The organism is Mesorhizobium sp. M1399, from assembly GCF_040317735.1.
Lineage (GTDB): Bacteria > Pseudomonadota > Alphaproteobacteria > Rhizobiales > Rhizobiaceae > Mesorhizobium.
On record NZ_JAMYKZ010000006.1, the window covers coordinates 200,246 to 223,222 of the forward strand.

General features: G+C 63.1%; 20 protein-coding genes and 1 tRNA gene. 15 read left to right on the forward strand and 6 right to left on the reverse strand.

What is annotated here, in order from left to right:
* Positions 1-66: 66 nt before the first annotated feature.
* A complete protein-coding gene (locus NKH05_RS12460) occupies positions 67-705 on the forward strand; it encodes a 2-dehydro-3-deoxy-phosphogluconate aldolase (RefSeq protein WP_352481952.1) in 639 nt (212 codons plus the stop codon).
* 42 nt (positions 706-747) lie between these two features.
* Here NKH05_RS12460 and NKH05_RS12465 read toward each other — a convergent pair.
* The 3 genes from NKH05_RS12465 to NKH05_RS12475 form a co-directional block, all read right to left on the reverse strand.
* Positions 748-821, reverse strand: a tRNA-Gln gene (locus tag NKH05_RS12465).
* A gap of 104 nt (positions 822-925) precedes the next feature.
* Positions 926-2,776: a peptidoglycan L,D-endopeptidase MepK gene (locus tag NKH05_RS12470; protein ID WP_352963683.1), complete on the reverse strand. Its 1,851-nt coding sequence runs from the start codon at positions 2,774-2,776 to the stop codon at positions 926-928.
* Between the two features lie 359 nt (positions 2,777-3,135).
* Positions 3,136-4,698 carry a sigma-54-dependent transcriptional regulator gene (locus tag NKH05_RS12475; RefSeq protein WP_352640198.1) on the reverse strand — a complete coding sequence of 521 codons (1,563 nt, stop codon included), beginning with the start codon at positions 4,696-4,698 and terminating at the stop codon, positions 3,136-3,138.
* Positions 4,699-4,850: 152 nt separating this feature from the next.
* Between NKH05_RS12475 and NKH05_RS12480 the strand changes: the two genes are divergently transcribed.
* The 6 genes from NKH05_RS12480 (at position 4,851) to NKH05_RS12505 (ending at position 11,048) form a co-directional block, all read left to right on the forward strand.
* The gene (locus NKH05_RS12480) at positions 4,851-6,686 is read left to right on the forward strand and encodes a M3 family oligoendopeptidase (protein WP_352640197.1); all 1,836 of its coding nucleotides are present in this window, start codon (positions 4,851-4,853) and stop codon (positions 6,684-6,686) included.
* A gap of 391 nt (positions 6,687-7,077) precedes the next feature.
* On the forward strand, positions 7,078-7,887 hold the full coding sequence (locus NKH05_RS12485) for a helix-hairpin-helix domain-containing protein (RefSeq protein WP_353025474.1): 810 nt from the start codon (positions 7,078-7,080) through the stop codon (positions 7,885-7,887).
* 158 nt (positions 7,888-8,045) lie between these two features.
* Positions 8,046-9,197, forward strand: a complete 1,152-nt coding sequence (locus NKH05_RS12490; protein ID WP_352640196.1) for an aminodeoxychorismate synthase component I — start codon at positions 8,046-8,048, stop codon at positions 9,195-9,197.
* Positions 9,146-9,808, forward strand: a complete 663-nt coding sequence (locus NKH05_RS12495; protein WP_031194348.1) for an aminotransferase class IV family protein — start codon at positions 9,146-9,148, stop codon at positions 9,806-9,808. Before NKH05_RS12490 ends, NKH05_RS12495 begins: the two co-directional genes overlap by 52 nt.
* A gap of 17 nt (positions 9,809-9,825) precedes the next feature.
* The gene (locus NKH05_RS12500; protein ID WP_023720190.1) at positions 9,826-10,113 is read left to right on the forward strand and encodes a YciI family protein; all 288 of its coding nucleotides are present in this window, start codon (positions 9,826-9,828) and stop codon (positions 10,111-10,113) included.
* Complete coding sequence (locus NKH05_RS12505; protein ID WP_352481946.1) at positions 10,110-11,048, forward strand: heme-dependent oxidative N-demethylase family protein; 939 nt, start codon at positions 10,110-10,112, stop codon at positions 11,046-11,048. Before NKH05_RS12500 ends, NKH05_RS12505 begins: the two co-directional genes overlap by 4 nt.
* Positions 11,049-11,146: 98 nt before the next feature.
* On the opposite strand, the gene NKH05_RS12510 is transcribed toward NKH05_RS12505, so the two are convergent.
* Together NKH05_RS12510 and NKH05_RS12515 are read right to left on the reverse strand one after the other, a co-directional pair.
* A complete protein-coding gene (locus tag NKH05_RS12510; protein WP_352481944.1) occupies positions 11,147-11,590 on the reverse strand; it encodes a DUF6640 family protein in 444 nt (147 codons plus the stop codon).
* A 15-nt stretch (positions 11,591-11,605) separates the two neighbouring features.
* The gene (locus tag NKH05_RS12515; RefSeq protein ID WP_156948115.1) at positions 11,606-11,932 is read right to left on the reverse strand and encodes a MoaF-related domain-containing protein; all 327 of its coding nucleotides are present in this window, start codon (positions 11,930-11,932) and stop codon (positions 11,606-11,608) included.
* A 195-nt stretch (positions 11,933-12,127) separates the two neighbouring features.
* Between NKH05_RS12515 and NKH05_RS12520 the strand changes: the two genes are divergently transcribed.
* From NKH05_RS12520 to NKH05_RS12555, 8 genes are all read left to right on the forward strand, one after another.
* Positions 12,128-13,177 carry a LacI family DNA-binding transcriptional regulator gene (locus NKH05_RS12520; RefSeq protein ID WP_352481942.1) on the forward strand — a complete coding sequence of 350 codons (1,050 nt, stop codon included), beginning with the start codon at positions 12,128-12,130 and terminating at the stop codon, positions 13,175-13,177.
* Between the two features lie 158 nt (positions 13,178-13,335).
* Complete coding sequence (locus tag NKH05_RS12525) at positions 13,336-14,574, forward strand: hypothetical protein (protein ID WP_352481941.1); 1,239 nt, start codon at positions 13,336-13,338, stop codon at positions 14,572-14,574.
* 122 nt (positions 14,575-14,696) lie between these two features.
* Positions 14,697-16,142, forward strand: coding sequence for a homospermidine synthase (locus NKH05_RS12530; RefSeq protein WP_352481939.1), 1,446 nt, complete (start codon positions 14,697-14,699; stop codon positions 16,140-16,142).
* A 187-nt stretch (positions 16,143-16,329) separates the two neighbouring features.
* On the forward strand, positions 16,330-16,704 hold the full coding sequence (gene omp10 / locus NKH05_RS12535) for an outer membrane lipoprotein Omp10 (RefSeq protein WP_023720183.1): 375 nt from the start codon (positions 16,330-16,332) through the stop codon (positions 16,702-16,704).
* Positions 16,705-17,007: 303 nt separating this feature from the next.
* Positions 17,008-19,143, forward strand: coding sequence for a 5'-nucleotidase C-terminal domain-containing protein (locus NKH05_RS12540; RefSeq protein WP_352590577.1), 2,136 nt, complete (start codon positions 17,008-17,010; stop codon positions 19,141-19,143).
* A gap of 151 nt (positions 19,144-19,294) precedes the next feature.
* Positions 19,295-20,359, forward strand: coding sequence for a ferrochelatase (hemH, locus tag NKH05_RS12545; RefSeq protein ID WP_353025475.1), 1,065 nt, complete (start codon positions 19,295-19,297; stop codon positions 20,357-20,359).
* A 129-nt stretch (positions 20,360-20,488) separates the two neighbouring features.
* Entirely contained in the window at positions 20,489-21,436 is a 948-nt protein-coding gene (locus NKH05_RS12550; RefSeq protein ID WP_023719098.1) for an SPFH domain-containing protein, read from the forward strand.
* Between the two features lie 4 nt (positions 21,437-21,440).
* Positions 21,441-21,905 (forward strand): NfeD family protein, encoded by a 465-nt coding sequence (locus NKH05_RS12555; protein ID WP_352640192.1) that lies wholly within the window; start codon positions 21,441-21,443, stop codon positions 21,903-21,905.
* A 7-nt stretch (positions 21,906-21,912) separates the two neighbouring features.
* Here the strand turns inward: NKH05_RS12555 and NKH05_RS12560 are convergent, their stop codons facing one another.
* Complete coding sequence (locus tag NKH05_RS12560) at positions 21,913-22,914, reverse strand: KpsF/GutQ family sugar-phosphate isomerase (protein ID WP_023719096.1); 1,002 nt, start codon at positions 22,912-22,914, stop codon at positions 21,913-21,915.
* Between the last annotated feature and the right edge of the window lie 63 nt (positions 22,915-22,977).

The window sequence follows — 22,977 nt, forward strand, 5'->3', positions numbered from 1 at the left end:
GTTTCGTGGACAGAAAAACCGCCTTCTGCTAACCGGTCGACTTGATCAACAGAGGAGAGACGACGAATGCCCAGCACGACCGAAAAGCTCCTGTCGCTCCTCAACGGCCAGCCGGTCATACCGGTGCTGAAGATCGCCAATCCCGCCGACGCGGTGCCGCTGGCCCGGGCGTTGGCCCGCGGCGGCCTGCCGGCGATCGAGATTACGCTGCGCACCGCCGACGCGCTGGAGGCGATCCGCCGGGTGGCGGGCGAGGTCGAAGACGCCGTCGTCGGCGCCGGCACCATCCTGGACGCCCGCCAGTTCGGCGAGGCGGCGGCCGCCGGTTCGAAGTTCATCGTCAGCCCCGGCATCACCCGCGAGCTTCTCGCGGCAGCCAAGGACAGCGAAGTGCCGTTGCTGCCCGGTGCCATCACGCCGGGAGAGGTCATGGCCGCGCGCGAAGCCGGCCTGCGCTTTCTGAAATTCTTCCCGGCCGAACAGTCGGGCGGCATCGCCTCGCTCAAGGCCTTCGCCTCGCCGCTCGCCGACGTGAAATTCTGCCCGACCGGCGGTATCACCGGCCAGAATGCCGCCGACTATCTCAGCCTGCCCAACGTCATCTGCGTCGGCGGTTCCTGGGTGGCGCCGGACGATCTGGTCAAGGCCGGCAAATGGGACGAGATCGAAGCCTTGGCGCGCGCCGCGAGCAAGCTCGGGCGCTAGCATCGCCGCCGATCTGGCCTGCTGCCGATCTGGTTCGCCGGCTGGTTCCCGCTCATGGGCTCGAACCACGATTCACGCCTTCAAAGGGCGCTGTCCTACCATTAGACGAAGCGGGAGAATGCTGACCTTGGTTAGCATCCCGGCACGAAGGAAGCCAGTGCCGGCGGTGGCGGCAGCCGCGCCGGTTGCCAGCGCGGCCTCTACGATATTTGCCCAGCTGTTATTCGGTCTGGAAGCGGGCCACCGACATGAACTTGACGGCCTTGCCGGTGAACCGGTTGGCGTCGGCCATCTCGTTGCCCGGCTGGAAGCCGACGGTATAGACCTCGCTCGGTGCCGTACGGACGAAGTCGTAAGCATAGCGCGGCGCCGTTGTCGCGTCTGAAACGGTCGCGACATACTCGCCGCTGTGCAGCGCCCAACGGGCAGCCTGCGGCGCGGCAGCGACCACCACCGGCTTGGGGCCTGGTTTCAGGTCGCGGGCGGTGGCCCTGGGTTCCTTGCGTGTGGTCTTCACGCCCGCGCCGATGACGGCCGTCGGGTCGGAGCCGGCCGGGCGGGCAACGATGGCCTTGCGCGGCGACGCCCCGTCGCTCGATGCGTCGTCACTCGCCGGTTCCTCGAACACCGATGCTTGCTCGGAAAGCGAAGCGACTTTGTATTCGTCGGTCGCGCTGACCCGTTCCAGAACGGCCTTGACCTCGTCGGGCTGCGAACTGTCGGGCCGCGCCGACGGCAATACCGAGAATGCATCGGTGGCGGTGTTGCTCCGCTCGGCCGCACTCGCGAGCGCCAGCAATACTTGCTTGTCCTGCGGCGCAAGACCAGCCGACGAAAGATCGGCCGGCAGCGAATGATCGGGCCGCCAACTCGGCACGGGAATGTTGTTTGTCGCGACCTGCACCGGGCCGGCCGTAGCCGACGCGTCTGCCATGCCGAACGGAACACTTGCCGACGCCACACTTGCCGGCGCTTGCGCGGTTGCCACCGCCTGTTCGGTGGATGCAGTCGCATCCGCCACGCCGAACGGAACGTTTTCAGGCGGCTGGGCACCGATGTCGGCCTTCGGGCGCGGAGCAAAATCCGGCAGCGGAATGCTGCGCGCCGGCAATGCCGCGATGATCGTCTCCGGCGTGTCGTTCTCCGGTTCAGGCGCAGGCGCCGGAGCATCGGCGACTTCCGGAATCTCGGCACGCTTGGCATCCCGAGGCGCCACGATGGCGATGCCAGGCAGATTGCTGCTCTTGGCCGACGGCGCTGGCTTCACGTTACGGGGCTTTGGCGCTGGCTCGGCCATCGCCACATCGGCGCTGTCGTCCGCCTCGTCGTCGCCGCCGCCGAAGAAGGCTGCCAGGAAGCCGCGGGATTTTTTTCCACCGCCGCTTGCGCTGGCCAGTTCGATGGCCGGCGCGCCGGCGCCCTTACGGGCCTTGTAGGAGGCGAGCGCCTGTTGATAACCGGGCAGCGGCTTGCCGTCGCTCGGCACATGCAGCGTCTTGCCGTTGGGGAACACGCGCGCCAGTTCCTGGCGGCTGATGCCGGGCCAGTGGCGCACATTGCCGACATCCATATGCACGAAGGGCGAGCCGGAGCTGGGATAATAGCCGACGCCGCCGCCCTGCATCCTGAGGCCGATGTCGCGCAGCTTCTTCAGCGGCACACCGGGAATGTAGAAATCCATCGCCCTGCCGAGCATGTGCTGGCTCTTCTCGGCGACGCCCCTACTGCGGCTGCGCAGCATCGAATTCGTCGACGGCGAACGATAACCGCAGACGACCTGGATATAGTCAGTGGCGCCGCTCTCCCGATAGGCTTCCCAGACCAGGTCCAGCAGGCGCGGATCCATCTTGGTCGGCTCGTTGCGACGCCAGTCGCGCAGGATGATGTTGATCTTTCGCAAGCCCGCTTGATCGTAGCGGCCGTTGCGCTTGTAGACGATCTCCGCCTTTTCATGCGTGTGGAGATGATAGAGCTTCAGCGAACGTGTCTCGGCGCCGGCGCCGGTTGCCGCCGTTGCAAGGAACCCGACGGCAACAATCACCGCTGCCAGCCATCTCGGCCAGACGCTCATGTGATAATGCCGCCCGTTTTTGTGTCGTTCGATTCTGTTCAAATCAAAAGGCCTTGCAGGCTGCCGTTTTGTCCCCGGATTTGACCAAACGGATGCGTTAGATGTGCATCCGAATATCGATCCTAATGGTTAATCATCGCTTATTGAAGCCGAAATGCGGTAACACCGTGGCGATATCCCGCCAAAAATATTGCGCAGGATATCTTGGTAAACCGCTGGTTTAGATCATGTTTTGGCGCCAGCTCGAAACACGATCTGTTACCGTCCGCCTTAATACGTGAACATTGCGGCGAACACGTCATTACGAGACTCAGTTGCCTGGAATGATGTCCGGATGAGAACCGGCTTGGCCCTGTGACTCAGGAAGCGAGCCTCTCGACACGGCCGGTCTCCGGGTCGATGCCGTATTCCTTGAGCTTGCGGTAGAGCGTCGACCGGCCGATGCCGAGGCGGCGGGCGACCTCGCTCATCTGGCCGTTGTAGTGGTCGATGGCGAGCTTGATCATTTCGAGCTCGACATCGGCCAGCGCACGCACATTGCCGCGCTCGTCGAGCGCCCGCAGCGTGCCGAAGCGGGGTCTGGCCGGCGCGTTGGGCTCGGCCGCGGCGGCGCCGACGGCGGCCGGGATGTTATCACGCGGCAGGCTGCCCGAAGCCAATCCGGAAGCTGGCCACCCTGAAGCTGGCCCCCCTGACTCTGGCGAGGCGATATCCGCATCGAGATTGACCGTGCCCTCGACCTGCGCCCGGATCTGCGGGAACTCTTCTTCGGTCAGCATGTCGCCCTCGGCGAGCACCGAAGCCCGGAAGACGGCATTTTCGAGCTGCCTTATATTGCCCGGCCAGTCATAGGCCTGCAGCATGGCGAGCGCCGCAGCCGAGATGCCTCGCAGACGGTGGCGCGGATCGGCGGGCGCCATCTTCTCCATGAAGTGCTCGACCAGATGGGGAATGTCGTCGCGACGGTCGCGCAATGGCGGCACGAAGATCGGATAGACGTTCAGACGATAGAACAGATCCTCGCGGAACTTGCCGTCCTTTACCTGCTGCAGCAGGTTGCGATGGGTTGCCGAGATCAGCCTGATGTCGACCCTGACGGTCGAGCGCCCGCCTACCGGATCGACCTCGCCGTCCTGTACGGCGCGCAACAGCTTGACCTGCACGTCGAGCGGCAGGTCGCCGATTTCGTCGAGGAACAGCGTGCCCGAATGCGCTTCGACGAACTTGCCGGTGTGTTTTTCGGTGGCGCCGGTGAACGAGCCCTTTTCGTGACCGAACAGGATCGATTCGACCAGATTGTCGGGGATGGCGCCGCAATTGACGGTGACGAAGGGTTTCGAGCGGCGGTCGCCGCTGCCCTGGATGGCGCGCGCCACCAGTTCCTTGCCGACGCCGGATTCACCCTCGATCAGGATCGGAATGTTGGACGCCGCCGCCTTGCGGCCGAGCCGGATCACCCGATCCATCGCCGGACTGTGAGTGATCATGTCCTTGAACGTCAGATGGCCGCCGCGCTGCCGTGACGAGCGCTTCACTTCGCCTTCGAGCGCTTCGACCTTGAGGGCATTGCCGATCGACGCCTGCAGCCTGTCGGGAGAGGCCGGCTTGACGACGAAGTCGAAGGCGCCGTGACGCATTGCCGAAACGACGGTTTCGATGCCGCCCTGGGCGGTCTGCACGATGACGGGAATGTGGATGCCGCGCTCGCGCATTGCCTTCAGCACGCCGATGCCATCGAGGCCCGGCATCATCAGGTCGAGGATGACCACCGAGACGTCGCGCGCATTAGGCCCGTCGACAACATCGAGACCGGCCTCGCCGCCATCGGCGACGATCGCGGTGTGGCCGAATTTCGTCACCGCCGCCTCGAGCAGCCTGCGCTGCACCGGATCGTCATCGACTATGAGTATGGAAGCTGCCATGACTGATCCGACCGTGCCCGCCCGAGAATGCGCCCTATGGATCATCTTGGCACAGGGTTCTAAATAAGCTTTCAAAAAACCCGGTGAATGAATTCCTTAGGATTTGACCGGCTTCTCGTTTCCTCGAATTTTCGTGTCTGGAAGGATCGGCAATGCGCATGGTTTTTGCTCGAAAGCTGGCGGCGGCGTCCGGTCAGGGCGTGGCGGAGCTTGGCGACCTGCCGGAATGGAATCTGGCCGATCTCTATTCGGGCATGGAAGCGCCCGAGTTGAAGCGCGACATCGCCAAGGCCGCCGCCGATGCCATCGCCTTCGAGAGCCGTTGGAAACGCACGCTCGCCGCCGAGGCCGGGCGTGGCAGCGCCGGCAGGCTGGGCGAGGCGCTCCAGGCCTATGAAGCGCTGGAGGAGCTGATCGGCCGGATCGTCTCCTATGCCGGGCTTGTCTATGCCGGCAACACGTCGGATCCGCAGCGCGCCAAGCTCTATGGCGACATCCAGGAAAAGATGACCGATGCCAGCGCGCACCTGCTGTTTTTCGCGCTCGAGCTGAACCTCATCGACGATGGCGCGATCGAAAACGCACTCGCCGCCGATCCGGCCTTCGCCCACTACCGGCCCTGGGTGCTCGATCTGCGCAAGGACAAGCCATATCAGCTCGAAGACCGCATCGAGCAACTCTTCCACGAAAAGTCGATCACCGGGCGCGGGGCCTGGAACCGCCTGTTCGACGAGACGATGACCGATTTGCGCTTCGGCCTCGACGGCGAGGAGTTGACGCTTGAGCCGGCGCTCAATCGCCTGCAGGACGCCGACGGCGAGGTGCGCCGCCGGGCGTCCGAAGCGCTGGCCGCAACTTTCCGCAAGAATTTGCGCGTCTTCACGCTGATTACCAACACGCTGGCCAAGGACAAGGAGATCTCCGACCGCTGGCGGGGCTTCGAGGACATTGCCGATTCCCGCCATCTCGCCAACCGCGTCGAACGCAGCGTGGTGGACGCACTCGCCGCGGCGGTTCGCGACGCCTATCCGCGCCTGTCGCATCGCTATTATGCGATGAAGGCGCGCTGGCTCGGCATGGACGTGATGAACCATTGGGACCGAAACGCGCCCCTGCCGGAGACCCCGCAGGCGGTCATCGGCTGGGACGAGGCCAAGAACACCGTGCTTTCCGCCTATCAGCGCTTTTCACCCGACATGGCGGAGATCGCCAGAACTTTCTTCGACCGCAACTGGATCGATGCACCGGTGAGACCCGGCAAGTCGCCTGGTGCCTTCGCCCATCCGACCGTGCCTTCGGCGCATCCTTATGTGTTGCTCAACTACATGGGCAAGCCGCGCGACGTGATGACGCTGGCGCACGAGCTCGGCCACGGCGTGCACCAGGTGCTGGCCGGCGGCCAGGGCGCCCTGATGGCGTCGACGCCGCTGACGCTGGCCGAAACCGCATCGGTGTTCGGCGAAATGCTGACCTTTCGCTCGTTGCTCGAGCAGACCACCGACAAGCGCGAACGCAAGGCCATGCTCGCCCAGAAGGTCGAGGACATGATCAACACGGTCGTGCGCCAGGTCGCCTTCTACGAGTTCGAGCGCAAGGTGCATGCCGAGCGCAAGAGCGGCGAATTGACCTCCGACAAGCTCGGCCAATTCTGGCTGGAAGTGCAGGCGGAAAGCCTCGGGCCGGCGATCAAGCTACGCGAGGGGTACGAGGTTTTCTGGACCTATATCCCGCACTTCATCCACTCGCCTTTCTACGTCTATGCCTATGCATTCGGCGATTGCCTGGTGAACTCGCTCTACGCGGTCTACCAGAACGCCGAGCGCGGCTTTCAGGAGAAATATTTTGCCATGCTGCGCGCCGGCGGCACCAAGCATCATTCCGAGCTTCTGGCGCCGTTCGGCCTTGACGCGGCGGACCCTGCCTTCTGGCAGATCGGGCTTGGTGTGATCAGCGGACTGATCGACGAGCTGGAAGCACTGGACAAGTGATGCGCAACACTGGGTGATGCGCAACACCGGGTGACCGGGTTTTCCAGAACAGTTTAGCTGCAATGCATATTGACGATGGTTCTATTCTTGTCTTGGATATTTGTTCTTAAATAACTTTCCATGGAAGTTTTCCGTTAGATTCCCGTAAGCTGTATGATAGCGTCCGCCCTCAAGCTCAGCCGGGCACGAATGGATCCGGTCGGAAAGTCCCGACCGGTCATGGCGCGTCGGCGGATGCGACAACGGTTGTTGGCCAGGGGCAAACCGGTCGCCGACAGCTCGATCGAAGCCGGCTGTTCTGCAAATTGCGGAACCACCATCGAATGGTCCTTCGCCGAGGTCATGGCTCCACAGGCCAGGGCGGACGGATCGGACTGGAGAGAGAAAGACAATGGGCACTTTTTTCTACATGCTCCTGGCGTTCCTGGTAGGTGTGTTGGTTGGCTGGTTCATTTGGGGACGCCTGCGTGGCGAACTCGACAGTTTGCGCGGCGATCTCGACCGCACGCGCAGCGAACGCGACAGATTGCGGGCCGATAGCGACCGTCTGACCGGTGAGTTGGATGCATGCGGCCGCGCCCGCGCCGACCTCGAGCGGCGGCTGGGCGAGGCGCCGGCCGCCAAGGCGCCAACCGCGAAGGGGGCAACAGCCAAGGCGCCAGCCGCCAAGGCCGGCGCGACCAAGGCGGCGATGCAGGCACCGTCAACCCTGATGTCGACATCCGCGCCGGCCAAACCGGCGCCGAAGAAATCTGCAACGGCCAAGGCTGCGACCGCGCCACGCACAAGTGCGGCGAAAACGGCAACGCCGAAGCCGGCTGCATCGAAAGCGAGCGCCGCACCCAAGACTGCGCCAGCGGCAAAAAAGCCTGCGCCAGCGGCAAGCAAGGCTGCGCCGGCGGCAAAGAAAGCCGCGACCGGCAACGCAACGACCGCAGCGGCGGGCAAAGCCAACGATCTGCGTCGCCTGATCGGCATCGGCCCGACCAACGAGCGGCTGCTCAAAGGGCTTGGGGTCACGACCTATGCCCAGATCGCCGCCTGGACGCCCGACGATGTCAGGCGGATCGAGGCGACGTTGAATTTCGACGGCCGCATCGAACGTGAACGCTGGATCGAGCAGGCGAAACTGCTTGCCGCCGGCGACGAAAAGGAATTTGCGCGCCGCTTCCCGACCGCGGGGGAAGCCAGCAACACCTGATCCATCGCAAGGCGGCATTTGGAACAAGGCGGCGCTCTCGGGCGCCGCTTTTGTTTTTGCCCCGCCGCGCCTTTGCGTCTTGAGACGCCGTTCCCTCGATTGCGCACGGTCGAGCCCCCATATAGATCGATCGCTGGTGACCGCAGCATCCGAGCCTTATGTCCCTGCCCCTGCCCTTTGCAATTTTCCGGAACGACGAGACCGCGCGTCAGCTCGTTTTCGACCGGCCGGCCGAGATCATCTCGGCGCATGGCGAGGCGGACTTCCTGCCGGCGCTTGAAGCCGCGCAGGCTGCACATGATGGGGGCAAATGGCTGGCCGGCTATTTCTCCTACGAGGCCGGCTACCTGCTCGAGCCCAAGCTCGTTCCGCTGCTGCCAGCCGGCCGCCGCGCCCCGCTTTTCTGCCTCGGCGTGTTCGACCCGCCGGTCGAAGAGACGGTCGCGCCAGGCGATCTGCCGGCTAGCAACGGCCCAATCTTCGACCCCAAGGCAGCCTGGTCCTCGGACGACTACGCCAAACGCTTTGCCAGGCTGCATGACCACATCCGCAAGGGCGACTGCTACCAGGGCAATCTGACCTTTCCGGTCCACGCGCAATGGTCGGGCGATCCGCTGGACGCCTTCAACGCGCTGACCGAACGCCAGCCGGTGAAGTATGGGGCGCTGGTCGCGCTTGGCGATCCGATCGTCTTGTCGCGTTCGCCGGAACTGTTCTTCGAGGTCGACGCGGAAGGCATGATCGAGACGCATCCGATGAAAGGCACTGCGCCGCGCGGCGCCACCAAGGCGGAGGACGATCGCCTGAAAGCGTTCTTGCGCAACGACGAGAAGAACCAGGCCGAGAACCGGATGATCGTCGATCTCCTGCGCAACGACATCTCACTGATCAGCGAGGTTGGCACGCTCGAGGTGCCGGAGCTTTTCCGCATCGAGAGCTACCCGACGGTCCACCAGATGGTGAGTCGCGTGCGGGCGAAACTTTTGCCCGGCCTCGCCATCCGCCAGATTTTCGCCGCGCTGTTCCCCTGCGGTTCGATCACCGGCGCGCCGAAGATCCGTGCCATGGAGATCCTGCGCGAGCTGGAAGGTGGCCCGCGCGATGTCTATTGCGGCGCCATAGGCTGGATCGCCCCCGGCGGCCGGATGCGCTTTTCGGTGGCGATCCGCACCATCTCGCTCTTTGCCAATGGCGAGGCAGTCTACAATGTCGGCGGTGGCGTCGTCTTCGATTCGACAGCCGAAGAGGAGTACCAGGAGTGTCTGCTGAAAGCCCGTTTCGCGACGGGAACACTGCCGATTTCGAACTGATCGAAACAATGCGCTGGGAACCCGGCTCGGGTTTCCTCCGTTTCGACCGCCATCTCGCGCGGCTTTACGGCTCGGCAGACGAACTCGGCTTCGGCTGCGACCCGCAACGGGTCGGTGAAGCGCTGATGAATGCGGTCGGCCGCCAGCACATTGCGTTGCGCACTCGCCTCGTCCTGTCGCGCAAGGGCGATGTAGCGGTTTCGGTGCAGCCCTACGCGCCGCTCGCCGCAGACAAGGTCTGGACCGTGCAGCTGGCGCGCGTGCGGCTTGATTCGAGCGATATGCTGCTGCGCCACAAGACCAGCCGCCGACAAATCTATACGCGCGCCCGCGCCGAATATCTCGCCGGCCGGGCCGACGAGGTGCTGCTCGCCAATGAGCGCGGCGAAATCTGCGAGGGCACGATCACCAATGTCTTTGCCGAATTCGGCGACGGCGTGCTGGCCACGCCGCGGCTCGATTGCGGCCTGCTGCCTGGCGTCCTGCGCGGCGAACTGCTGGATCAAGGCCGCGCCCGCGAAGCAATCTACACATGGAGCGAACTGAAATCGGCCAAGGCGCTGTTCGTCGGCAACTCGCTGCGCGGATTGATCCCGGCGCGGCTGGGCTGAAGCATCGGGAGACAACAATGTTCGTGGTTTCGCTGAAGTATACGGTGCCGCTGACCGAGATCGACAGCCTGCAGCAAGCGCATGTCGAGTGGCTGAAGGCCTGTTATGCGGAAGGCATTTTTGTCGCCTCCGGGCCGAAGCGGCCGAGGACCGGCGGCATCATCATCGCGCGCGGTCCACGCGACGTGCTCGATGCCAGACTGGCGGACGATCCCTTCGCCAAGGCAGGCGCCGCCGATTACGAAATCACCGAATTCACGGCGAGAATGGCCGCTGCCGCACTGGAAGCCTACAAAGAAGCATGAGTTTCCGCCCACCAACCCACACACCCTATGACGGCTCGTCGAAACTGTTCACCATCGGGCTGAAGCCGCTCAATCTAGATAGATGGATCGAGATCGACGAATATCTGCTGCCCTATCTTGCCGAGAAACGCCGGCTTTATGCCGAAATTCCAGACAAGGTTTTTGTCGAGGAGCAAGCCACACGCGACGCCCAACGCGAAGTGCTCGATCTGCTCGGTGCGCATCTGGCGGCGAACTTTCCTGGGACCCACAGGCGTACCGACAACGGGATCGTGGTGATCGGCGGCACCGACAGTCTTGTAGGCTCAGGCACCGCAGCTTCTTTCAGCGATGCGCCGCTTGTCGCGGCCTCGTTGCTCGTCCAGGAGGATTTGATCCTGATGCGCCGCGACGAGAGCGGCTGGCGTCTGGCGGCCGGCTCGCTCTGCTTCCCCTCGTCATGGTCGCTGACCGAAAAATTCGGCAAGCCGCTGCAGCAGATCCACGCGCCGGTACCGGGTTTCGGTCCAGGCACACGCCCGGCCGATCTCATCAACCGCATGTTCGACGGCCTCCAGGGCCAAGCCGTCGAGCGCTACAACTGGTCGATCCAGGCGGGCGACGCGCTCTACCATCCGCTCTCCAATGTCGAACGCATCGACCGCGCCAGCAGTCGCCCGTCGAGATTCCCGGACGGTGACATCGACGCCCATGCCTTTATCCGCGTCGAGCGGCAGACGCTGAGAAAGCTCCCCGTTTCGGGCGACGTACTCTTCACCATCCGCATCCATCTCGACCCGCTCGCCGTGCTGGAGCGCCACCGCGACCGTGCGGCGCTCGCAGCGTCCTTGGCCGAACAACTTCTGGCGCTGGACGAGGCCCAGCTCGACTACAAGGGGATGACCGCCGATCGTGACCGGCTGGTCGCGTGGCTTAGGGCGCTGGCGCTGTCCTAGAGCAGTTCATCGTTTCACGGAAACGCCGAACCGCTCCACCTCTTTGTTCTTGCGCAATTCCGGACGGAAAACCGTCTCACACTTTTCCCGGAATTGCCCTAAATCGCAGCCAGGCCCAGCAGCAGGATCGCCGACATCGCGGTAAAGACGGTGACGTTGACATCCCACCGCCAGCCCGCCGGTCCAAACGGCGGCCGGAACGGCGGGTAGCCGTTCTCGTCATACAGCACGCCACCATAGATCGACCGCGAGAGCATGGCCGCGAAGAATGCCCCATACATGGCCGCGGCCAATCCGCCGGCGAGATAGAGCCGCTCGGCTTCGAGTTGCCCCTTGATCCAGATGAGTCCGAGGGCAATCAGCGCCACCCCGGTATAGCTCAGCACCTGCCAGACGACGTGAAACCGGGCATGGGGAGTCCACAGTGGATTGGTGGCGTGGGTGGCGTTCAAGTCGGCTTTGATCGTCGCTACACCGTAACCCACGGTCGCGACGCTCAGCAGAATTCGAGCAAGCAGATGACTGTCATAAGCGAGTTCCATCGCATTTTCCTCCCCTCACGCCGGAACGGCTTGAATGGCGCCCTGAGCACAGAAGAGCTGCCCATCGGCCAGCCGCGCATAATTATGGACGATCCGGTTCTCGTGATCCTGCAACTGCACAATGAAGTTGCCGCTCTGCTCCGTCCAACTCGCGAGCACGAGATTCGGACGCACGCTGGTCAGGCCGACCTTGACCACCTCGTCGATTTCAGTGGTCCCGATCGACGCCTGGATATGCAATTCCTGCGGCGAAAGAAACGTCAGCCGCGGTACGAAGGGGCCGAAAACGCAGTCGAACGTCTTGCCTACGAGCGAGGCTGGAAAAGCATCGGTTTCTGCCATCATCCTCTCCTTGGGCATTGGCCGCTGCGACCATGCCATGTGACGATTCTCGGTGTCTCAGTCGCAGAAACACCCTCAGTATATGCTCTTGGAGCGCTCCAAGGAGCACGATCCCCCTATTTTGGTTTTGAGTCAATAAAATTCTTGGAGCGCTCCAAAAAATGGTCTACCTCAGGGAAAACGAGTGAATCGCCAATGCCCACCCTAGCCGATGTCGGCAAGGCTGCCGGAGTTTCCCGGGGGACTGTCTCCAATGTCTTCAACCGGCCGGAGCTGGTCAGGCCCGAATTGCGCGAGCGCGTCGAAGCGGCCGCGCGAGCGCTCGGGTTTGGCGGCCCCGATCCGAAAGGACGATTGCTGCGGGACGGCAAGTTCAATGCCATCGGGTTCATGCCGCCTGGCGCCTACGCCATCTCCGAAGTGATGAGAAGCCCATACGGCCGCGAGCTGGTGCTCGGCGTTTCGCTCGCCTGCGACGAGGCTGGAACGACGCTCAGCCTTGTAAACGGCACCGACAACACGCGCTTCGCCAGCATCCGCGATGCCCTGGTTGACGGCTTTATCCTTGGTCACAGCGCCGACATTGGTCTCATAATTTCGGTCCAGAGACGCCGTCTGCCCTTCGTCATTCTCGAAAGCGACGCAGGTCCCGACATCAATTCGATAAAGATCGACGGCAGGAGTGGCGCGGTTGCTGCCGTCCGGCACTTGACCGGGCTGGGGCACCGGCATTTTGCCATCCTTTCGGTGCGCCGGTCTCCCGGCCCGCCGATTGTCCACATGCCCGGAAAGGCAACGCGCCCGCTTCTGGCCGGCTTCCCGCTCGACGATGAAAGGCTCGACGGTTTCAAACAGGGTTTGGCGGAGGCGAATTTGTCGATCGACGATGCCCCGATCATCGAGACGATCCCGGGCGAGCCATCTGCCGGAGCAGTGGTGTTCGACAGGGCGCCTGAAGCAACCGCGATCCTGACCATGTCGGACTGGCAGGCGATCACGATCCTGGACGAGGCGGTTCGCCGCGGCATAGACGTGCCGGGCCACGTGTCGGTCGTCGGCTTCGATGGCACCGCTGAATCCGCACGCACCACGCCTCCGATGACCACTGTCGCACAAGACGTGATCGGAAAAGGCCGGCTTGCCGCCCGAATGGTCCTTGACAATGAAGCCCCCCGCCAAGTCGTTCTGCCGGTAGAACTGGTGGTTCGAGCCTCCACAGCCGCGCCGAGGACAAAAACCCGCTGAAACGGGCGGATGCGCCATCCGCACCAGGGGCGGCGCTCGCCGCGTCTTTTCGCTGAGCAGCCTCAGGTGCGGGACGAGGCACAACTTGACTATAAGGGCCTGACAGCCGACCGTGACTGCTGGCGCAAGACAGCTGTAACTTGCGGCTTGGGGGAAAAATGATCCAGCATCTTAGCAGGCCGGTCACGTTAATGGCCGCGATCCTGGTACTGTCGACAGCAGCCGAGGCGGAGCCGGTGACTTATGCCGGCAAGCTTGGAAAGAGCGATATCGTCGTCGAATTCACCGGCGACCCCGCCGCGCCCGGCGGCCCGCTGGCCGGCCGCTATTTCTACCGCTCGAAGGGCGTCGACATCCCGCTGCAGGCCCGGTCTCAAAAGGGCAGCAAGTTCGAACTGGCCGAGGAGGAGGCATGCGGCGCCGACAATTGCGATGACGGAAAGGCTGCGCCGATTGCCGCCGTCTGGCGCCTGGCCTCATCCAGTAACGGCAAAACCCTTGAAGGCAGCTGGAACGGAAAGAGCGCGCTGCCGCTCAGATTGGAACGGGTCGCAAGTCGGCAGGTGACCGAGAACGAGCCCAGCAGCCCGCTCGATCTCTACGATTTCAGCTTCATGAAGTTCTTCGGCAATGACACGCCGCTCACCATGGAAACGTCCCCTTATGACTATCTGCGGGTGGACACTCAGCTCGATAACGGCAAGACGACTGGTTGGCCGGACGCAACCTACCGCTATGTCGTCGACCCCCGCACCAAATTTGCCACGCCGCGCATTGTCGAACTGTCCGGCGACGTTCCAATCGAGGCCGCGAACGCTCTGCTGCAAGACAGGCACTGGCGCGCCAACATCGGCGCACTGGGCTGCGTGGCGGCGCAATATGCCGGTTTCAACGAAGGCGGGCCGATTGACGGTGTGAACGGCGGCACACTCGGCGGCTATGAGGACAGCACATTCGAAGTGACCTCGCTGACTCCGCGGCTGATGAGCTGGCGGGAGTCCGGCAGCATCTTCTGCGGCGGAGCGCATCCGACCAACTATTCGGACGCCTACATCATGGATGTGCGGCGCGGCGTCCTGCTCGGCCTTCAGGACATTTTCTTGGATACGATAGATGGCAAGCCCGGTCCTTCCCTCGCCTCCTTCGTCAAGCAGCGGCGCAAGAAACCGAGCGATCAGACCGATATTGATCACGAAGCCGAATGCGGCATCGACGATCTGATCGACGAAAATTTGGCTGCCAGCCTCTGGCGCGAGGGCGACAAGCAGGTTCTGGTGTTCGGGCTCCAGACCCTGCCGCATGCCATCCAGGCCTGCGCCGACGATCTGCTGGAACTGCCGGTCTCCGAGGCACGTGCCCTCTTCAAGCCGGAGTTTGCAAGTCTGGTCGAGCCGTAGCCGGGATGGCGCGGCGTAACGCCGGCCGTCCGATTTTCGCTTTATTGTGACAATGATCTATGGTTTGTCGCGCCGCGGCCAAGCCGCTGTTCCGAAGCGTTTTTTGAGGGAGTAATCGATAAATGGTGAATGAAAACTGGCCCGTTTACGGTGAGATCACCGGCCCTGTGGTGATGATCGGCTTCGGCTCGATCGGACGGGGAACGCTGCCGCTGATCGAGCGCCATTTCAAATTCGACAAGTCGCGCATGACGGTCATCGACCCGCGCGACACCGACCGCAAATTGCTCGACGAGCGCGGCATCACCTTCATGCAGGACGCGGTGACCAAGAAGAACTACAAGAAGCTGCTGACACCGCTTTTGACCAATGGCGGCGGCCGGGGCTTTTGCGTCAACCTGTCGGTCGACACTTCCTCGCTCGAACTCATGAAGCTCTGCCGCAAGCTTGGCGTCCTCTATATCGACACGGTGGTCGAGCCCTGGCTCGGCTTTTATTTCGACGAAAAGGCCGACAATGCCTCACGCACCAACTATGCGCTGCGCGAGACGGTGCGTACTGAAATCGCGAAGAACCCAGGCGGCACCACGGCGATCTCGTGCTGCGGCGCCAATCCGGGCATGGTCTCGTGGTTCGTCAAGCAGGCGCTGGTCAACCTCGCCACAGATCTTGGCCTCGATTTCTCGGAGCCCGCGCAGCACGATCGCGAAGGCTGGGCCAGGCTGATGAAGAAAGCCGGCGTCAAGGGCATCCATATCGCCGAGCGCGACACCCAGCGCACCAAGAAACCCAAGCCGATGAACGTGTTCTGGAACACCTGGTCGGTCGAAGGCTTCATTTCGGAAGGCCTGCAGCCGGCCGAACTCGGTTGGGGCACGCATGAGACGTGGATGCCGAAGAACGCCAAAAAACACAAGAACGGCTCGAAGGCCGCGATCTTTCTGGAGCAGCCCGGCGCCAACACGCGCGTGCGCACATGGTGCCCGACGCCCGGTCAGCAATACGGCTTCCTGGTGACGCATAATGAGGCGATTTCAATTGCCGATTTCTTCACCTTGCGCGGCAAGAAGGGCAAGGTGCAGTACCGGCCGACCTGCCATTACGCCTATCATCCCTGCAACGACGCCGTGCTGTCACTGCACGAGATGTTCGGTGCCGCCGGCGAGGCTCAGCCCGTGCATCACGTGCTCGACGAAAACGAACTGGTCGATGGCATCGACGAACTCGGCGTGCTGCTCTACGGTCACGCCAAGAACGCCTACTGGTACGGCTCGCAGTTGTCGCTGGCCGAGGCGCGCAAGCTGGCGCCCTACCAGAACGCCACCGGCATGCAGGTCACGTCGGCGGTGCTGGCCGGCATGGTTTGGGCGCTGGAAAATCCCGAGGCCGGCATCGTCGAAGCCGACGAGATGGATTACAAGCGCTGCCTCGACGTGCAGAACCCATATCTCGGGCCGGTCAGGAGCTATTATACCGACTGGACACCGCTCGACAATCGACCTGGTCTGTTTTCCGAGGACCTCGACACCAAAGACCCGTGGCAATTCCGCAACATCCTCGTTCGATAGCAGCGTTGCGTCGACACTCCGCCAGCTTGCAATCGCCCGGAAATCGGGCGATTGAAGAGGAGCGGCCTAGAGCGACGTGCGTCCATTTGGACGCACAAAGTACGCTCTAGCACTTTGAATGTGAGCATCGTGCTTTCCGAAAATCGGATCGATTTTCGGGCCGATGCGAGAGGAGAGGATTTTGAAGATGACGATCGCGCAAAGACTGCTTTCGGCTGGCATTGCCGCGGCCGCTACGGTCGCGTTGGCGGCCTGCACCACAACCGGCCCAGGCGAGCCGCCGGTGATCACGGCCAAAGGGGTTGAAGGCTCCTGGATCGACGCGCAGGGCACGGGCTTGTCCACCTTCAAGGGCGGCAGCTTCGCGACCGTCGCAACCGACACCGGCCAGAAGCTTGCCGATGGCAGCTACACCATGACCGGCGGCACCTCGGTCGAGATCCATGGCACTTCGCTGATCCGCCAGACGCCGATCAGCTTCAACTGCCTGATGGTCTCCACAAGCCAGCTCAATTGCACCAGCGCGAGCGGGCAGAATTTTGTGCTGACCAGGCGCACCTGAAATCCGATTCCGAATTGACTTTGCAAAAGGGCGGCGGCTTGAAGCCGCCGCTTTTTACGCCGGAAAAGCCTTTTTACGCCGGCAAAGCTGATGCCGATTTCCGCTTGCATCGACTGAAACGCGATGTGAACATGGCCCGAGAGGGCTGTTACATCCCAGTCAAACAAGAGCTTTAAACGCGTCTGCGCATGACCCCGAAAATCGGAGTCGATTTTCGGAAAGGATCATGCGCAAAATAAAATTGGTACTTTGCGCGTCCCAAATGACGCGCGGCGCTGTACTCAAGTTATCCGGGAGACGAGAATGAAGAAGATCGCTGCCATCGCCGCGCTGTCGGCATCGGCGCTTGGCCTGTCGGCAGGCGTATCCTTTGCCGACTACACGCTGAACATCCTGCACATCAACGACTGGCACAGCCGCATCGAGAGCAACAACAAGTATGAATCGACCTGCTCGGCCGAGGAGGAGACCAAGGGCGAATGCGTCGGCGGCGCCGGCCGCCTGGTCACCGCGATCGCGCAGGAGCGCAAGAAGCTGCAAGGCCAGAACGTGCTGCTGCTCAGCGCCGGCGACAATTTCCAGGGCTCGCTCTTCTACACGACCTACAAGGGCAAGACCGAAGGCGAATTCCTCAACCAGATGAAATTCGATGCCGAGGTGGTCGGCAACCATGAGTTCGACGATGGCGAGTCGGCGCTGGCGCCGTTCCTCGACATGATCCAGTTTCCGGTGCTCGGCGCCAATGTGAAGGCCAATGCGCAATCCAAGCTCGGCGACCGCGTCAAGCCGTCGATCGTGGTCGAGGTCGGCGGCCAGAAGATCGGCATCGTCGGCGCGGTCACCAACGACACGCCGGAGCTTGCCACGCCTGGCCCGAACATCGCCATCGAGGACGACGTCAAGTCGATCACCGCCGAGGTCGAGAAACTGAAGCGAGAGGGCGTCAACAAGATCATCGCGGTCACCCATATCGGCTACAAGCGAGAACGCGACGTGATCGCCAAGATCCCGGGCGTCGACGTGGTGGTCGGCGGCCACAGCCACTCGCTGCTGTCCAACACCGACCCCAAGGCGGAAGGCCCTTATCCGACGATGGTCGACAATCCGGACGGCTACAAAGTGCCGGTCGTGCAGGCGGCGTCCTATTCGAAATATCTCGGCGAGTTCAAGGTCGTCTTCGACGACAATGGCGTCGTCAAAGAGGCAAGCGGCGATCCCATTCATCTCGACAAATCGATCACGCCCGACCCCGCCGTGCTTGCCCGCATCAAGGAACTCGGCGCCCCGATCGAGGCTTTGAAGAACAAGGAAGTCGCCGAGACCACCAAGGCGATCGACGGCAGCCGCGAAAACTGCCGCGCCCGCGAATGCGAGATGGGCAATCTGGTCTCCGACGCCGTCCTCGACCGGGTCAAGGGCCAAGGTGTCGAGATCGTCATCTCGAATGGCGGCGGCTTGCGCGCCTCGATCGACCAAGGCACCGTCACCATGGGCGAGGTTCTCACTGTGCTGCCGTTTCAGAACACGCTGGCGACCTTCCAGATCACCGGCAAGGATCTGGTTGCCGGCCTGGAAAGCGGCCTCAGTCAGGTCGAGGACGGCGCCGGGCGCTTCCCGCAGGTTGCCGGCCTGAAATATGCGTTCGACAAATCGGCGCCGCCTAATGGACGCGTCAAATCGGTCGAGGTCATGGAAGGCGGCGCCTGGACGCCGATCAAACCGGACAAGGACTATCTGGTCGCCACCAACAACTATGTCCGCCAGGGCGGTGACGGCTACAAGGTATTCGCCGAGAAGGCCAAGAACGCCTATGATTACGGCCCGGGGCTGGAACAGGTCGTCGCCGATTACCTCGGCGCGCACCGGCCCTATACGCCGAAGCTCGACGGCCGCATCACCGAGATCGCCGCGACCGGAGCCCCGGCCGCGGAACCAGCCAACCCGGCCGAACCGCCAAAACCTGCTGAGGCAGCGCCGATAAAGCCTGCTGAGCCGGCAATGCCCGAAATGCCGGCCGGCTCCGGCGACATTTCCAAAACACCACCGGCCGTCCCGGCTGAAACCGCGCCGGCGGCCCCCGCACCCGCCGAGCCGGCCCAGCCGGCGGCACCTGCGGCTCCGGCCACACCGGCTCCGGCCACCCCTGCTCCGGCTGTACCGGCCAAACCGGCCGAGACGGCGCCTGCCCCGAGTCAGCCGGCCCCGAGTGAACCGGCCCCAAGTGAGCCGGCAAAACCTGCCGAGCCCGCCAAGCCGGCTGAGCCGGCACCGGCCGAAAGCAGCCATGTAATCGTCGCCGGCGATACCTATTGGGATCTCGCGGTGAAGGCCTATGGCGACGGTACCAAATGGAAAATGATCTTCGATGCCAACAAAGCCTACGAGCCACGCCGGCTGCCGGTCGGCGCAACCTTGACTATCCCGGCGGCCTCGAAGTAATCCGGCCGCAGGAACGCAATGCACCCGCCCGGCAAACCGGGCGGGTGCTGCATTTCTGGGATAAGGTGCGGCCAGACGCTGCATTTGAAAACCGGCGCGGCATCGCTACCTTCGCCGCGGCACCGCTGGTTTCGCGGTGTTGGAGAACCCCATGACGCTTGCCAACCCTGCTGAAAGCAAAGCCGAAACGACCGCCGGCGCGCTCCCGGCAGGACACCCTCCGGTCGGGACAGGCAAGGTCGGTGTCATGCTGATCAATCTCGGCACCCCGGACGGCACCGACTTCAAGCCCATGTGGCGCTATCTCAGGGAATTTCTGTCCGATCCGCGCGTCATCGAACTCAACAAGGCGGTCTGGTATCCGATCCTCTACGGCCTGGTCCTCACCACCCGGCCGAAGAAGTCGGGCGCCAACTATGCCAGGATATGGAACCGGGAGCGCAACGAGTCCCCGCTGCGCACCTATACCCGTGCCCAGTCCGAGAAACTCGGGCTTGCGCTCGGCGATTTATCCCATGTGATCGTCGATTGGGCGATGCGCTACGGCAACCCTTCGACCGAGAGCGTGGCCAACAGACTGGTCGAGCAAGGCTGCGACCGCATCCTGTCTTTCCCGCTCTATCCGCAATATTCGGCGACGACGACTGCGACCGCCAACGACCAGTTGTTTCGCGCGCTGATGAAGATGCGCCGCGTCCCGGCCATTCGCAGCGTGCCCCCCTATTACAACGAGCCGGCCTATATCGAGGGGCTCGCCCGTTCGATCGAAGGGCATCTGGCGAGCCTCGACTTCGATCCGGAAATCGTCATCGCCTCCTATCACGGTATTCCGAAATCCTACTCCGACAAGGGCGATCCCTACCAGGCGCATTGCCTGGAGACGACGCGGCTGCTGCGCGAAAAGCTCGGCTGGGATGAGAACAAGCTGATCACCACCTTCCAGTCGCGCTTCGGCGCGCAGGAATGGCTGCAACCCTACACCGACAAGACAGTCGAAAGACTGGGGCGCGAAGGCGTGAAATCGGTCGCCATCGTCAATCCGGGCTTTTCCGTCGATTGCATCGAGACGCTGGACGAGATCGGCAGGGAAGCGGCCGAGACCTTCCACCATGCCGGCGGCGAAAAGTTCGCGCACATCCCTTGCCTCAACGACAGTGCAGAGGGCATGGCGGTGATCGAGGCAATGGTGCGGCGCGAGCTGTCCGGCTGGGCTTGAATGGATCCCGCCGTCCATGCACCCGCAATCCGTGATCACCTGATTGTAACATTGCTGAAACACACTTAAGTGTTTGGTGGAATCGGCCGCGTGGCAATGTCCAACATGGCCTTTGAGGGGAGAGCCAAAATGGGTTTCAGTGGTTTCGATATTGCGCTTCTTGTTCTTGTCGCCCTTGTCGTGCTGGTGCTTTTCAAGGGCATCCGGACAATTCCGCAAGGCTACAATTATACCGTCGAACGCTTTGGCCGTTACACCAAGACATTGAGCCCGGGCCTCAACCTCATCGTGCCCTTCGTCGACCGTATCGGCGCCAAGATGAACATGATGGAGCAGGTGCTCGACGTTCCGACCCAGGAGATCATCACCCGCGACAACGCCACCGTGGCCGTCGACGGCGTTGCCTTCTATCAGGTGCTCAACGCGGCGCAGGCCGCCTACCAGGTCGCCGGCCTGCAGAACGCTATCCTCAATTTGACGATGACCAACATCCGCACCGTGATGGGCTCGATGGACCTCGACGAGCTGTTGTCAAACCGTGATGCCATCAACGAGCGCCTGCTGCGCGTCGTTGATGAGGCCGCGCACCCCTGGGGTATCAAGATCACCCGTGTCGAGATCAAGGACATCAATCCACCGGCCAATCTCGTCGAATCGATGGGCCGCCAGATGATGGCCGAGCGCAACAAGCGCGCCCAGATCCTCGCCGCCGAAGGCCTCAAGCAATCGCAGATCCTGGAGGCCGAGGGCCGCAAGGAAGCCGCCTTCCGCGATGCCGAGGCGCGCGAGCGCTCGGCCGAGGCTGAAGCACGCGCCACGCAGGTGGTATCGGAGGCGATTTCCAAGGGTGACGTGCAGGCGCTCAACTACTTTGTCGCGCTGAAATACACCGAAGCGCTGACCAGGATCGGTGCAGCGACAAACAGCAAACTCGTGCTGATGCCGATAGAGGCTTCCTCACTGATCGGCACGCTCGGCGGCATTGGTGAAATCGCCAGGGAAGTTTTCAAGGGCGAAGGCACCGCCAGTCCAGCACGACAGGCCCGCCCGCCCGTGGTTCGTCCCAGCGAGACCTGAGGCCATGTTCGATCGCATCATTTCCGAACTCGGTCCGTGGAACTGGATGGTCCTCGGCTTCGTCCTGCTGGTGATGGAGGTCGTCGCGCCGGGCATTTTCATGCTGTGGATCGGCATTGCCGCGCTGTTGATCGGCGTCGTCTCGCTGCTCATCTGGGACGCCGGTTTCTGGAGCTGGCAGGTCCAGGTCCTCGCCTTCCTCGCGCTGTCGCTGGTCTCGGCCTATGTCGGCAAGCGGCTGGTGGGCGGGCGGCATGAGGAAACCGACCAGCCGCTGCTCAACCGGCGCGGCGCGCAGATGGTCGGCCGGACGGCGACCCTTGCCGAGCCGATCAAGGATGGGCGCGGCCGCATCAAGCTCGGCGACACGTTGTGGCGCGTCTCCGGCCCTGACCTGCCGGCCGGCACGCAGGTGCGCGTGACCGGTGCCGCCGACACCGACCTGGAACTGACGGTCGAGGCAGTCTAGAAGCCCGCTAGGCAGCACCGATGCGCAGCAGGTCGTGCAGATGGACGAGCCCGATCGGCCGTCTGCCTTCGACCACCATCAGGCTGGTAATGGCAGAATCGTTGATCGTCTGCAGCGCCGTCGCAACCAGTGTGTCGGGCGCCGCCATTTTTGGCTCTCTGGTCATCACCTGATCCACGCTCATGGCCAGAAGATCGCTGCCGATATGGCGCCTGATGTCGCCATCGGTGATGATGCCGATCAGCTTGCCGTCCGCCGAAGTGACCGCCACGCAGCCAAACCCCTTGCGCGACAATTCGAGGATCGCCTCGCGCATGCCGGTGCCGGACGACACCAGAGGCAGCCTGTCGCCGACATGCATGATCTCGCGGATCTGCGTCAGGTTGGCTCCGAGCTGGCCGCCGGGATGGAACGTTCGGAAATGGTCCGGGGTGAAGCCGCGCGCCTCGAGCAACGCGATGGCCAGCGCATCGCCCATCACCATTTGCAGCAGCGTCGAGGTCGTCGGCGCAAGGCCGTGCGGACAGGCTTCCGGGGCTCGCGGCAGCAGAAGCACCACGTCGGCCGCACGCGCCAGAGCCGATTTTTCGCCGGCGGTGACCGCGACCAGCGGGATCGAGAAGCGCCTGGAATAGGCGATGATGCCCTTGAGCTCGAGGCTTTCCCCCGACCACGACAGGGCGATGATGGCGTCGTTCCGAGCGATCATGCCGAGGTCGCCGTGATTGGCTTCGGCAGGGTGGACGAAGAAGGCCGGCGTGCCGGTCGAAGCGAGCGTTGCGGCGATCTTCGAGCCGATATGGCCGCTTTTGCCGACCCCGGTGACGATGACGCGGCCATCGATCTGCGACACCATGTCGACTGCCCGTGCGAACGGCTCGGCCAGCCCGTTTTCGAGCGCGTCTGCCAGTGCCGCGACGCCGGCCTGCTCTGTCGCCACCGTTCTCAGCGCCGAGGCAATCGCGGCCTGCTCGTCGAGCGGCTTCCTGTCTGGGGATTTCACGTCCATGGACGATGCGATTAGCGCTTCGGCGCGCGCCTGTCCAACGGAATTGCCGCCCAGAACACCTTG